Source organism: Bradyrhizobium dasycarpum (assembly GCF_042019905.1).
Taxonomy (GTDB): domain Bacteria; phylum Pseudomonadota; class Alphaproteobacteria; order Rhizobiales; family Xanthobacteraceae; genus Bradyrhizobium; species Bradyrhizobium japonicum_B.
Window position 1 is genome coordinate 6,288,148 of the sequence record NZ_CP169574.1, and the last position, 13,683, is coordinate 6,301,830.

Below are 13,683 nucleotides of genomic sequence, written 5' to 3' on the forward strand. Positions count from 1 at the left end.
TGACCTCCATGGAATCCGTCCATAAACCCAACAAGCGCATGCCGGTGTCGGCGATGCTGGATCCCAGGATCGTAATGCCGGCGATCGGCGCGGCTTTCGCCAAGCTCGATCCGCGCGCCATGATCAAGAACCCAGTCATGTTCGTGGTCGAGATCGTTGCTGCGCTCACCACCGTGATCTTCCTGCGGGATCTCCTGACCGGCGGGGAAAATCTCGCCTTCACCTTCCAGATCATCCTCTGGCTGTGGTTCACCGTGCTGTTCGCCAACCTTGCCGAAGCGGTGGCCGAGGGCCGCGGCAAGGCGCAGGCCGAGACGCTGCGCAAGACCCGCACCGAGAGCCAGGCCAAGCTGCTGGGCGGCGCGAGCCGGGATTACAAGCTGGTGCCCGGCACGAGCCTGAAGGTCGGCGATCTCGTGCTGGTCGAGGCGGGCGACACCATCCCCTCGGACGGCGAGGTGATCGAGGGCGTCGCCTCCGTCAACGAGGCCGCTATCACCGGTGAATCGGCGCCCGTGATCCGCGAATCCGACGGCGACCGTTCGGCGGTAACAGGCGGCACGCAGGTGCTGTCGGACTGGATTCGCGTCCGCATCACGGCAGCCCAGGGCTCGACCTTCATCGACCGCATGATCAGGCTGGTCGAGGGCGCCGAGCGGCAGAAGACGCCGAACGAGATCGCGCTCAACATCCTGCTCGCCGGCCTCACCATCATCTTCGTGTTCGCCACCGTGACGATCCCGAGCTACGCGGCCTATGCCGGCGGCTCGATCTCGGTGATCGTTCTGGTCGCGCTGTTCGTGACGCTGATCCCGACCACGATCGGGGCGTTGTTGTCGGCGATCGGTATCGCCGGCATGGACCGCCTGGTGCGCTTCAACGTCTTGGCGATGTCGGGCCGCGCGGTCGAAGCCGCTGGCGACGTCGACACGCTGCTGCTCGACAAGACCGGCACCATCACGCTCGGCAACCGGCAGGCGAGCGCGTTCCGCCCCGTGCGCGGCGTGACCGAGCAGGAGCTGGCGGATGCCGCCCAGCTCGCCTCGCTCGCCGACGAGACCCCGGAAGGCCGCTCCATCGTCGTGCTGGCCAAGGAGAAGTACGGCATTCGCGGGCGCGACATGGCGGAGCTCGAGGCCACCTTCATCCCGTTCACGGCGCAGACCCGCATGAGCGGCGTCGATGCCGGCGGCTCCTCGGTGCGCAAGGGCGCGGTCGCTGCCATGCTGAACTATGTCGGCGGCGGCGCTCCGACCGCGGTCGCTTCCGGCAATACGGCGCGAGCGATGCAGCCTGCCGCGCTTTCCGAGCTCGGCCGCGAGATCCAGGCCATTGCCGATGACGTATCGAAGTCCGGCGGCACGCCGCTGGCTGTCGCCAGGGATGGCAGGCTGCTCGGGATCGTCCAGCTCAAGGACATCGTCAAGGGCGGCATTCGCGAGCGCTTCGCCGAGCTGCGCCGCATGGGCATCCGCACCATCATGATCACCGGCGACAATCCGATGACGGCCGCCGCCATCGCGGCCGAGGCCGGCGTCGACGATTTCCTGGCGCTGGCAACGCCGGAGGACAAGCTCAAGCTGATCCGCGACGAGCAGGCCAAGGGCAAGCTGGTCGCGATGTGCGGCGACGGCACCAACGACGCGCCGGCACTCGCCCAGGCCGACGTCGGTGTCGCCATGAACACCGGCACCCAGGCCGCCCGCGAGGCCGGCAACATGGTCGACCTCGACTCCAACCCGACCAAGCTGATCGAGGTGGTCGAGATCGGCAAGCAGCTGTTGATGACGCGCGGCGCGCTGACGACGTTCTCGATCGCCAACGACGTCGCCAAGTACTTTGCGATCATCCCGGCGATGTTCCTGGCGTTCTACCCCCAGCTCAACGTGCTCAACGTCATGAACCTGTCGAGCCCGCAGAGCGCCATCCTGTCGGCGATCATCTTCAACGCGCTGGTCATCATCGGATTGATCCCGCTCGCGCTGAAGGGTGTCGCCTATCGCGCGGTCGGCGCCGGTGCGTTGCTGCGGCGTAACCTCTTGATCTACGGCGTCGGCGGCATCGTCATTCCCTTCATCGGCATCAAGGCGATCGACCTCGTGGTGACCGCCTTGCACTTGGCCTGAACGTTGTCACGCGAGGAGCAAATTCTCTCTGTCATTCCGGGGCGCCTCGAAGAGGCGAACCCGGAATCTCGAGGTTCCGGGTTCGATGCTTCGCATCGCCCCGGAACGACGGGAGAGATGCTTCGCTCGCAATGACGGGAGCAATTGGAGAAAGCACATGCTCAGAGAAATCCGCCCCGCCATCGTCCTCTTGCTGGCGCTCACCGCCGTCACCGGTCTTGCCTATCCGCTCGCGATGACCGCCATTGCCGGCACGTTGTTTCCCGTGCAGGCGCAGGGCAGCCTCATCGAGAAGGACGGCAAGGTGATCGGCTCCGCCCTGATCGGGCAGGAGTTCAAGGACGACAAGTACTTCCATGGCCGTCCCTCGGCGACGGTTGCGCCGGACCCGAATGATTCGACCAAGACGGTGCCTGCGCCCTACAACGCCGCCAATTCCGGCGGCTCCAATCTCGGTCCGACCAGCAAGGCGCTGGCCGAGCGGTTGAAGGAGGATGTGGACAAGCTGAGGAGCGAAAACCCGAACGTGGCGGTGCCGGTTGACCTGGTGACGACCTCGGCCAGCGGCCTCGACCCGAACATCTCGCCCGAAGCGGCGCAATTCCAGGTGCCGCGCGTGGCCAAGGCGCGGAATCTGCCTCAGGACCAGGTCAGGCAGCTCGTGACCGCCAGCACCGGAGGCCGTCTGCTCGGCCTGCTCGGCGAGCCCAGAGTTAACGTCCTGGCGCTGAATCTCGCGCTCGATCGCATGGCCGCGAAGTAGCAGTCTAGGCTCGCGGCGCCCAGATGAATATATTGGTGAAATGGTCAGAGAGCGCCGCGATCCCGAACAACGTCCCTCGCCCGAGGCGCTGCTGGAAGCTGCGCGCCGGGAGGAGGGTGCAGGCGGCAAGCTGAAGATCTTCGTCGGCGCCGCGCCCGGCGTCGGCAAGACCTACGAGATGCTGCAAAGCGCCCACGCCAGGCGCAAGGCCGGCATCGACGTCGTGATCGGCCTCGTCGAGACCCACGGCCGCGCCGAGACCGAGGCACTGGTGCGCGGGCTCGAGGTGATCCCGCGTAAGCGGCTCGACTATCGCGGCCAGATTGTCGAGGAGATGGATCTCGATGCGGTGATCGCGCGCCGGCCGCAGATTGCGCTCGTCGATGAGCTCGCTCACACCAACGCGCCCCTTTGCCGCCATCCCAAGCGCTATCTCGACGTCGAGGAATTGCTGTCCCACGGCATCGACGTCTATACCGCCGTCAACATCCAGCACATCGAGAGCCTGAACGACGTCGTCGCCCAGATCACCCATGTCCGGGTCCGCGAGACCGTGCCGGATTCGGTCTTCGACCGCGCCGACGCCATCGAGCTGATCGACCTCACGCCCGACGATCTGATCCAGCGGCTGAAGGAGGGCAAGGTCTATGTGCCCAAGCAGGCCGAGCGCGCGCTGGAGCATTATTTCTCGCCGGGCAATCTCACCGCACTGCGTGAGCTCGCGCTGCGGCGGACGGCCGAACGGGTCGACGAACAGCTACTCACCCACATGCAGGCGAATGCGATTCCCGGGCCTTGGGCGGCGGGTGAGCGCATTCTGGTCTGCGTCAGCGAGGATCCACGCGCCGCTGGTCTCGTGCGCTACACCAAGCGGCTGGCCGACCGGTTGCATGCGCCGTTCACCGCGCTCTCGATCGAGACGCGGCGCACCCTGCAACTGTCCGACCAGGAGCGGGACCGGCTGGCCGACACGCTGCGACTGGCCGAATCGCTCGGCGGCGAGGCGCTGACGATTCCCGCGGTCGGCCGCCGTATCGCCGATGACGTCGTCAATTTCGCGCAAGGCAATAACGTCACCCAGATCGTGATCGGCAAGTCGAGCCGCTCGCGCTGGTTCGAGATGACGCGCGGGTCGGTCGTACACGATCTGGTGCGCCGCGCCGGCAACATCACCGTCCACGTCATCGCCGGCGACGAGATGCCGGGCGAGGCCGCACCCAAGACCGCGGTGCAGACCGCTGCGCGGTCGGAGCCGTTCGATCCGCTGCCCTATCTGAAGGCGCTCGGCATCGTGCTGATCGGGCTCGGCGCCGCGGAGCTGATCCAGCCCCGGTTCGGCATCGAGAACGTCGACCTCGTGCTGCTGACGGCGGTGGTCGTGGTTGCCGTGCGCTATGGCCTATGGCCGTCGCTGCTGGCGACCGTCGCGGCTTCCCTGTGCTATAACTTCTTCTTCCTGCCGCCACTCTACACCTTCACGATCACCGACCCGACCAATGTCGCCGCCTTCGTGCTGTTCCTGGTGGTGGCGATGATCGTCTCCAATGTCGCCGCGCGCGTGCGCATCCAGGCCGACACCGCCATCGGCCGGATCAGGATGACCGAGCAGCTCCATGCCTTCAGCCGCAAGCTCGCCGGCACCGCCGCGCTCGACGACGTGCTGTGGGCCACGGCCTACCAGATCGCGTTGATGCTGAAGGTCCGCGTCGTGCTGCTGCTGCCGGAGGAAGGCTTGCTCGCGGTGAAATCCGGCTACCCGCCTGAAGACGATCTTGATCAGGCCGATCTTGCCGCGGCCAACTGGGCATGGAGCAACGACCGCCCCGCCGGCCGCGGCTCGGACACGTTGCCGGGCGCCAAGCGGCTGTTCCTGCCGATGCGCACCGGGCGCGGGCCGATCGGCGTCATCGGCATCGACAACGACCGCACCGGCCCGCTGCTGACGCCGGACCAGCGCCGGCTGCTCGATGCGCTGGTCGATCAGGGCGCGCTCGCGATCGAGCGCGTGCTGCTGGTCGAGGACATGGACCGGGTCAAGCGCACCGTCGAATCGAGCGCTTGCGCTCCGCGCTGCTGACCTCGATCTCGCACGATCTGAAGACGCCGCTCGCCTCGGTGCTGGGAGCGGCCTCGACCATGCGCGATCTCGCCGGGGCCTTGTCCGAGACCGAGAAGCGCGACCTGCTCGCCACCGTGATTGACGAATCCGAGCGGCTCAACCGCTTCATTGCCAATCTGCTCGACATGACCAAGCTCGAATCCGGCGCCATCGTTCCCAACTCCGCGCTGCACGATCTCGGCGAGATCGTGGGCAGCGCTGCGGCGCGCGGCCAAGATTCTCAACGGCCACAAGGTCGAGCTGGTGCTGGCTGCCGATCTGCCGATGCTCCAGCTCGATGCCGTGCTGTTCGAGCAGGTGCTGTTCAACCTGCTCGACAATGCCGCCAAATATTCGCCGCCCGACACGACGGTTTCGATCCGCAGCCGGCGGGACCGCGATCATGTCGTGCTCGCGATCGTGGACGAGGGGGCCGGGATTCCGCCCGACGAGCTCGAGAGCGTGTTCGACAAGTTCTACCGCGTGCAGAAGGGCGATCATGTCCGCCCCGGCACCGGGCTCGGCCTCGCCATCTCCCGCGGCTTCGTCGAGGCGATGCGCGGCACGATCTCAGCCGCCAACCGCAGCGACCGGCGCGGCGCCGTCCTCACCGTCCGTCTTCCCGTTCCGGCAGAGAGCCGCACATTGGATACCGCTGCATGAACGCTGCGCCGATCAAGGTCCTTGTCATCGACGACGAGCCGCCAATCCGTAAATTGCTGCGGATGGGTCTGACGACGCAAGGCTACGAAATCCTGGAGGCGTCGAACGGCAAGGTCGCACTGGAGAAGCTCGAGGAAGCGCCAGCGCTGATCATTCTCGATCTCGGCCTGCCCGACATTCAGGGGCACGAACTGCTGCGCACCATCCGCGCCCGCGACGAGGCGGTGCCGATCCTGGTGCTGTCGAGCCGGGGCGACGAGGCCGGCAAGGTGCAGGCGCTCGATCTCGGCGCCGATGACTATCTCACCAAGCCGTTCGGCATGGACGAGCTGTTGGCCCGCCTGCGGGCCGCGCTGCGCCACCAGCTCCAGGTCAAGGGCGAACGCCCGGTGTTCCGTACCGGCGATCTCTCGGTCGATCTCGTCCGCCGCATCGTCAAGGTCGGCGAGCGCGAGGTGAAGCTGTCGCCGAAGGAGTATGACCTGTTGCGCGTGCTGGTGCAGCATGCCGGCAAGGTGCTCACGCACAGGCTCCTGCTGAAGGAGCTGTGGGACGAACTGACCGACGCGCAATATCTGCGTGTCTATGTCCGCCAGCTCCGCCAGAAGATCGAAGCCGATCCGGAACGGCCACAATATGTGCTGACGGAGACGGGGATCGGGTACCGGCTGAAGGCGGGGGAATAATTCTCACTGTCGTTCCGGGGCGATGCGAAGCGTCGAACCCGGAACCTCGTGATTCCGGGTTCGCCTCTGCGAGGCGCCCCGGAATGACGTATCCCTAGCCTGCCTTCCGATGCCGCGCCGTCGATCGGTGCGCCTTCTTCGGGGCGTGCCGCCGTCCCGTCGCGCGACGTGCATGCGACTTCGCCGCCGCCTTCTTCCCGCCGCGTCCCTTCAGGCTCTGCTTCAGCGCGTCCATCAGGCTGACGACGTTGCTCGGCCGCTCCTCGGGCTCGGGCAATTCGATCTTCTTGCCGCTGGCCTTGCGCTTCACCAGCGCCTTCAGCGCGGTCTCGTAGTCGTCCTTGAACTTGCCGGGATCGAAATGCGCGGCCTTGGTGTGCAGGATGTGGCCGGCGAGTTCGACCATGTCCTTGGTGATCTTCGGGCTCTTGATGTTGTCGAAGAACTGGTCCTCGTCGCGCAGCTCGTAAGGAAAGCGCAGCGTGGTGCCGAGCAGGCCCTTGCCGAGCGGCTCGATCGCGATGATGTGCTCGCGGTTGGTGAGCACGATCTTGGCGAGCGCCACGCGGTCCTGGTCCTTCATGGCGTCGCGGATCACCGCGAAGGCGTCGACCGCGGCCTTGCCGTCGGGCGCGATGTAGTAGGGGTGATTGAGGTAGCGCTGGTCGATCTCCTCGCTCGGCACGAAGCTCTCGATGTCGATGGTGTGGTTGCTCTCGATCCGGACCGCGTCGAGCTCCTCCGGCTCGATCTCGACATATTTGCCCTTGCGCAGTTCGTAACCTCGCCCCTTCTGGTCGCTCTCGACGACGTCGCCGGTCTCGGAATCGATCATCTGTTGCTTGAGCCGGTTCCCTGTCTCGCGGTTGATCAGGTGAAAGCGCGTCTTCTCCGCCGCCGTGGTCGCGGGGTAGAGCACGACCGGGCAACTGACCAGCGACAGCTTCAACGTTCCCTTCCAATAGGCGCGCGGGGCCATTCCATTCTCCAGCGTTTTCAAGGCGTTTTGGAACCCCAACCCTGCCACAGGGTTTTGGTTCCGGGTGGGACTTTAGCCGTGATAGGCTCGATGCCGAAAGAGAAGCGGGACCGGTCGTGCTGCAAAAACTCTCCACTTACCGACAAAAGCGTGACTTCGAGAAGACGCCCGAGCCGTCGGGCAAGGCCGCGGTCGCGCCATCGAAGCAGCGACGCTTCGTGATCCAGAAGCACGATGCGAGCCGATTGCATTACGACCTCCGGCTCGAATTCGACGGCGTGTTCAAGTCGTGGGCCGTAACGAAGGGGCCCTCGCTCGATCCGCACGACAAGCGCCTGGCGGTCGAGGTGGAAGATCATCCGCTCGACTACGGCGATTTTGAAGGCACGATTCCGGAAGGCCAGTATGGCGGCGGCACGGTGATGCTGTGGGATCGCGGCTATTGGGAGGCCGAGGATCCGGAAGCCGGGTTCAAGAAGGGCGATCTGAAGTTCACCCTGCATGGCGACAAGCTGCACGGCAGCTGGGTGCTGGTGCGCATGCGCAATCGCGGTGGCGAAAAGCGCACCAACTGGCTTCTGATCAAGCATCGCGACGAATATGTTCGCGAGGGCAAGGACAACGACATTCTCGACGAAGACAAGTCGGTCGCCTCCGGCCGCGCGATGGAGCAGATCGCCGAAGGCAAGGGTCGCGCGCCAAAGCCGTTCATGCTGGCGAAGGGCGCCAAGGGCAAGGCTGATGCCGTCTGGCAGTCCAACCGCGCCGAGGAGGCGAAGGGCCGCACCGTCAAGCCGGCACCGCGCGCGGCGCTGAAGGCCGGCAAGATCGCCAAGACCAGGACGGCGAAGAAGAGAGCCACCACGGCGAGCAGCGCGAAGAAGGTCGCTGAGATGCCGGACTTCCTGGCGCCGCAACTCTGCACGCTGGTCGAGCGGCCGCCGGCCGGAGAGGGCTGGTGCCACGAGATCAAGTTCGATGGCTATCGCGTGCAGCTCCGGGTCGACGGCGGCGAGGCGACGCTGAAGACGCGCAAGGGCCTCGACTGGACCGGGAAGTTCGGCGCCATCGCCAAGGAGGCGGCCGCGCTGCCGGACGTGATGATCGACGGCGAGATCGTCGCGCTCGACCACAACGGTGCACCGAATTTCTCCTCGCTGCAGGCTGCGCTGTCCGATGGCAAGACCGAAGAGCTGATCTTCTTTGCCTTCGACCTGCTGTTCGCCGAGGGGCAGGACTACCGGCGGCTGCCGCTCGGCGAGCGCAAGGCGCAGCTCAAGGAGCTCCTGGAAGCCCGCAAGCGGAAATCGAACCAGATCCGCTATGTCGAGCACTTCGAGAGCGGCGGCGATGCGGTGCTGCAATCGGCCTGCAAGCTCGAGCTCGAGGGCGTGGTGTCGAAGAAGCTGGATGCGCCGTATCGTTCGGGACGCACCGAGAGCTGGGTCAAGTCGAAATGTCGCGCCGGCCACGAAGTGGTGATCGGCGGCTACAAGACCACGAACGGCAAATTCCGCTCGCTGATGGCAGGGGTGCAGCGCGGCGATCATCTCGCCTTCGTCGGCATGGTCGGCACCGGCTTCGGCGCCGACAAGGTCAAGCGCATCATGCCGTCGTTGAAGGCGATGGCGGCCAAGGAAAGCCCCTTCGGCGGCAAGAATGCCCCCAAGAAGACGCGCGAGGTGCACTGGCTGAAGCCGGAGCTCGTCGCCGAGATCGAGTTCGCAGGCTTCACCGCCGACGGCAATATCCGTCAGGCCGCGTTCAAGGGCCTGCGGCAGGACAAGCCGGCCGAGGAGGTGGAGGCGGAGACGCCCGTCGACACCGAGCTTGCCGAACCTGCACCCGCGAAGCGAGCCGCGAAGATGGCCAAGCGCTCCAAGGATGCCGGCACCGCGGAGGTGATGGGCGTCATCATCTCCAAGCCGGACAAGGAGCTCTGGCCTGATGACGGCGAGGGTGCTCCCGTCACCAAGCTCGATCTCGCGCGCTATCTCGAAGCCGTCGGCGCGTGGATGATCGTGCATCTCAAGGGCCGGCCCTGCTCGCTGATCCGCGCCCCGGACGGCATCAAGGGCGAATGCTTCTTCCAGCGCCACGCCATGCAGGGCACGTCCAACCTTCTGGAGCTCGCGCGCGTCTCCGGCGACCGCAAGCCTTATCTGCAGATCGACCGCATCGAAGGACTCGCGGCCGTTGCGCAGATCGGCGGCGTCGAGCTGCATCCCTGGAATTGCGCGCCTTATGCCTATGACACGCCGGGCCGGCTTGTGTTCGATCTCGATCCGGCGCCGGACGTCGAGTTTGCCGACGTGGTCGCGGCCGCCAAGGAAATGCGGCAGCGGCTCGCCGATATCGGCATGGAAAGCTTCTGCAAGACTACCGGCGGCAAGGGCCTGCACGTGGTGGTGCCGCTGCTTCACGGTGCGCGCGACAAGGTGAGCTGGAAGGAGGCCAAGGCCTTTGCGCAGGGCGTCTGCCAGTGGATGGCCGACGACAACCCCGAGCGCTATCTGCTCAACATGTCGAAGAAGCTGCGCGAGGGAAAGATCTTCCTCGACTACCTCCGCAACGACCGGATGTCGACAGCGGTGGCCCCGCTGTCGCCGCGTGCGCGCGCCGGTGCCACGGTCTCGATGCCGCTGACCTGGGCGCAGGTGAAAAGCGATCTCGACCCGAAGCGCTATACGCTGCGCACCGTGCCGGGCCTGCTGTCGCGGTCGAAGGCCTGGCAGGGCTACGAGGATGCGGCGGTGTCGATCAAGGCCGCGATCAAGAAGCTGGCGGGGAAGGTGAAGTAGGCGCCTTCCAAAACGTCATTCCGGGCTGCGCGATAGCACAGACCCGGAATCCAGAGGTTATGCGGCGCGAGATTTCGGGTTCGCGCTTGCGCGCGCCCCGGAGTGACTGCGCGACTATATCCGCCCCATCAACAGCAGGATCAGCAGGATGACGATGACGAGCCCGAGGCCGCCGCCGCCGTAATAGCCGGTGCCGTAGAACGGGCCGCCGCCGATGCCGCTGAAGCCGCCGAGCAGGGCGATGATCAGAATGATCAGAATGATCGTGCCGATAGACATGCGAATCTCCTCCAGCCCTTCCTTGAAGGGTCCTTTGCAACCTGTCCCGTTGTGCGAAGGCAACTTGCCGCAGGTTGTAAAGTTCCCGCATTGAAACACGGCCGGCGGACCAGCTTGCATGGAACCTTTGTGCAGGCCGTCGGCATGACTATGTGAAGATCAATCAATTCGGGGAAGGGCCATGTCAGCACCGCTTGTCGTTTCAATTCCGCACCGTCTCGGCCGCGAGGAGGCGGTGCGCCGCCTCAAGACCGGGCTCGGCCGCGCCGCGGCCAGCATTCCCGTGATGCAGGTCGAGGAGGAGCGCTGGACCGGCGACAGCATGGCGTTTCGCATTCGCGCGCTCGGCCAGATTGCGACGGGACAGGTCGACGTCGGCGACGACCAAGTCCGGGTCGAGGTGGTGCTGCCCTGGCTGTTGCAGCGCTTTGCCGAGATGGCGCAGGCCACGATCAAAAAGCGTGGTCAGTTGCTGCTGACCAAGGATGGGGGAAAGTAATTTCAGGCGCGTCCGCGCCGTCGCGCCGGCCTGATGGCGCCTGCCGTGCGGGCTTCGACGACGAACGCGGGAAAATCCCGGAACGCCTGCGCCAGCGGCAATTCACCACCGGCGAGGCCGGGCGCGGTGTAGCCGGTGAGGTCGATGGTGGCGTCAATGCTCTCCGACGCAGGCCATTGCCGGCCCGCTTGTGTGAGCGGCGCGAAGTGGCGCCCGACCACGACGATCGCCGCGCTGCGGCCATGACGACGGGCGAAGGCGACGACATGGTCCGCATGCGTGCCGTGCACCGCCAGCGGCTGGTAATCGCCTTGCGCGAAGACGTCGGCGAGCGCATTGCGCAGCTTGAGAAGACGTCGTGTCCAGGCCAGCTTGATCAGGCCGTCCGGCCAGCGCGTCATGAGGGCGTTCCAGTCCGGCTCGTCCAGCGAATTCAGCGCCGCGTGCCGCGCGCCAAAGTCGACCGGGCGGCGGTTGTCGGGGTCGACCAGCGACACGTCCCAGAACTCGGTGCCCTGATAGAAATCGGGCACACCGGGCAGCGTCGCCTTGAGGGTGAGCTGGCTCAGCGAATTCAACATGCCGAGCAGTGCGACACGGCGGGCCAGCGTTTGCAGCGCCTCCAGGAATTCGCCTGACGATGCGGGGTCGAGGATCTTGTCGATGAAGCTCTTGATGCCGCTCTCATAGGCTTCATGCGGGTTGAGCCAGCTGGTCTCCTCCTTGCCCTCGCGCGCGGCCTTCAGCGCGTAGGCCTGGATGCGCTCGACGAAGCCGGCGTCGATCGTCCCCTCCAGCGGGCAGGCACCGAGCAGGGTCTGGTAGAGCATGTATTCGAATGTCGCCGAGGGCGCGCGGAAATTGCCCTGGAGCGTGAGGTGCGGCGCGTTCAACACCTTCCAGCGCGAAACCGCGCCGGTCCATTCGCCCGGAATTTCGCTGAGCGCCGCGATCCGCGCGCGGGCATCCTCGCCGCGTTTGGTGTCGTGCGTGGCGGTGGCCGTCATTCCCAGCGGCCATTCCCTGGCGCGGGCCTGCATGGTCTGGTGGAAAGCGGAAATCGCAAGACCGTTGCTGGCGGGATCGCCACCGACCTCGTTGAGCGCGAGCAGCCGGTGGAATTGATAGAACGCGGTGTCCTCCAGCGATTTCGCCATCATCGGCCCGGTGAATTGCTGCACCTTCAGCGCGAAGCGGCGTACGCGCGGGGCGCTGTGCGGAGGGCGCCCGGGCTTGAGCAGGTCCATGGTCAGGGCGTCGCGCAGGAAATCGAAGATGCCTTCGTCCGCGGCGAACCATTCCGCGCGGGCGCGGGCGATGGTGTCGTCGATCAGCTTGCGGTCGGGCGCGGTCGGGCCGCTGTTGGTCAGATAGGTGCGGTACACCGGGAAATGCAGCACATAGAGCTCCAGCGCCTGCCGCAGGCTGTCGGCGGAAAAATCGCGGGTGGAGTAATGCCCGTTGGCGATCCGCGAGAGCAGGCGCGTCAGCACGGTGAACTCACTGGTGAGCAGCGTCTCCAGCACGCGCCGCTTGGCGTCCTTCACATAAGGCGCAAGCCGTGGTGGACGGTTGCTGATCTGCCGCCAGGTCTCGTCCAGCGCCGCCATGCCCTTGGTGTCGACTAGGACCTGGGAAATCACGTTCATCCATTCATAGCCGGTGGTGCCCTGAACGCCGGCGAAGTGCGGCAGGCGTTCGTGCTCGCACAGGATCTTCTCGATCACCGTGTAGAATGGCTTGGTGTTGCCCTGCGCATCGCGCACCAGGCGGCGCAGCCGCTGGCAATATTGCGCGGGGTCGCGCAGGCCGTCGATGTGATCGAGCCGGATGCCCTGCAGCTTGCCCTCGGCGATCAGCTGCTTCACCAGCCGGTGCGTGGCGGCAAATGTGCTCGCGTCCTCGACGCGCAGACCGGCGAGTCCGTTGACGTCGAAGAAGCGGCGATAATTGATGTCGCTGGAGGCGAGCCGCCAGTGCCCGAGCTTGTAGTGCTGGCGCTCGAGCAGGTGATGCAGCGCCAGCGTCTGCGCGGGACGATCCTTGGCGGCACGATAAGCGGCAAGACCGCGCGCGATGATCTCGGCGGCGCCCGCAATCTCCTTGAGCTCGGCCTTGAACGCGGGGGCTTCCTTGCGGCTGGGGCGGCGCAGCCCGGTGTAGCGCGCCGCGAGCGAGAGCAGGCGTTTGCCGGCCTCCGTCTCGGCGGCTTCCGCGTCCTTCACGATCATGCGGAGCATCTCGCCGTACCGCTCCGGGGCGATCGGCAAGCGATGCTCGAAATACCAGGCGGAGAGGCTGCCCTGATCCGGGTCATAGCGCAGCTCGATCTCGCCGCTCTCCAGCGCATCGCCGTAGGATTTGCCGAGGATCGGCAGCAGCACGCCGCCGCGGGCGCGGTAGGCGAGCTGATCCCAGGCGATGTCGAAGGACACCGCGTGGGGCGAGGCCTGGCCCCATTCCAGCACGTCGAGCCACCACGGATTGTCGGCAAAATGCACGCCGACATGGTTCGGCACGAAGTCGATGATGAGGCCGAGGTCGTGCGCCTTGAGCGCCTCGTTCAGTCGCGCGAAACCGGCCTCACCGCCGAGCTCCGGATTGAACTGGCTGTGATCGACGGTGTCGTAGCCGTGGGTCGAGCCCTTGCGCGCCTTCATCACCGGCGAGGCGTAGAGATGGGTGATTCCCAGTGCCTTGAGGTAAGGCACGACAGCGGCGGCCTTGTCGAAGCCGAAATCCGCAGTGAGCTGAAGCCGGTAGGTCGCAAGAGGAATGGCAGGAGGCAT

8 protein-coding genes and 1 pseudogene are annotated in these 13,683 nt (G+C 65.8%); 6 read left to right on the forward strand and 3 right to left on the reverse strand.

The window, feature by feature from the left end; all coding sequences use genetic code 11:
- The first annotated feature begins 8 nt into the window (after positions 1-8).
- The 4 genes and pseudogenes from kdpB to ACETMP_RS30065 all read left to right on the forward strand — a co-directional run bounded on the left by kdpB (position 9) and on the right by ACETMP_RS30065 (position 6,336).
- Positions 9-2,126, forward strand: a complete 2,118-nt coding sequence (gene kdpB / locus ACETMP_RS30050; protein WP_375158968.1) for a potassium-transporting ATPase subunit KdpB — start codon at positions 9-11, stop codon at positions 2,124-2,126.
- Between the two features lie 157 nt (positions 2,127-2,283).
- A complete protein-coding gene (locus ACETMP_RS30055; RefSeq protein WP_375158969.1) occupies positions 2,284-2,889 on the forward strand; it encodes a K(+)-transporting ATPase subunit C in 606 nt (201 codons plus the stop codon).
- A 40-nt stretch (positions 2,890-2,929) separates the two neighbouring features.
- A pseudogene (locus tag ACETMP_RS30060) lies at positions 2,930-5,650 on the forward strand (DUF4118 domain-containing protein).
- Positions 5,647-6,336, forward strand: a complete 690-nt coding sequence (locus ACETMP_RS30065) for a response regulator (RefSeq protein WP_375158970.1) — start codon at positions 5,647-5,649, stop codon at positions 6,334-6,336. The pseudogene ACETMP_RS30060 and the gene ACETMP_RS30065 overlap by 4 nt, the downstream one beginning before the upstream one ends.
- A gap of 94 nt (positions 6,337-6,430) precedes the next feature.
- Here the strand turns inward: ACETMP_RS30065 and ACETMP_RS30070 are convergent, their stop codons facing one another.
- A complete protein-coding gene (locus tag ACETMP_RS30070; protein ID WP_375158971.1) occupies positions 6,431-7,315 on the reverse strand; it encodes a Ku protein in 885 nt (294 codons plus the stop codon).
- Between the two features lie 116 nt (positions 7,316-7,431).
- Here ACETMP_RS30070 and ligD point away from each other — a divergent pair, with 116 nt between their 5' ends.
- The gene (ligD, locus tag ACETMP_RS30075; protein ID WP_375158972.1) at positions 7,432-10,116 is read left to right on the forward strand and encodes a DNA ligase D; all 2,685 of its coding nucleotides are present in this window, start codon (positions 7,432-7,434) and stop codon (positions 10,114-10,116) included.
- A gap of 114 nt (positions 10,117-10,230) precedes the next feature.
- Here ligD and ACETMP_RS30080 read toward each other — a convergent pair whose 3' ends face one another.
- Entirely contained in the window at positions 10,231-10,395 is a 165-nt protein-coding gene (locus ACETMP_RS30080) for a DUF3309 family protein (RefSeq protein WP_008560028.1), read from the reverse strand.
- Between the two features lie 181 nt (positions 10,396-10,576).
- Between ACETMP_RS30080 and ACETMP_RS30085 the strand changes: the two genes are divergently transcribed.
- A complete protein-coding gene (locus ACETMP_RS30085; protein WP_126255122.1) occupies positions 10,577-10,894 on the forward strand; it encodes a polyhydroxyalkanoic acid system family protein in 318 nt (105 codons plus the stop codon).
- Between the two features lie 2 nt (positions 10,895-10,896).
- Here the strand turns inward: ACETMP_RS30085 and treY are convergent, their stop codons facing one another.
- Entirely contained in the window at positions 10,897-13,683 is a 2,787-nt protein-coding gene (gene treY, locus ACETMP_RS30090; RefSeq protein WP_375158973.1) for a malto-oligosyltrehalose synthase, read from the reverse strand.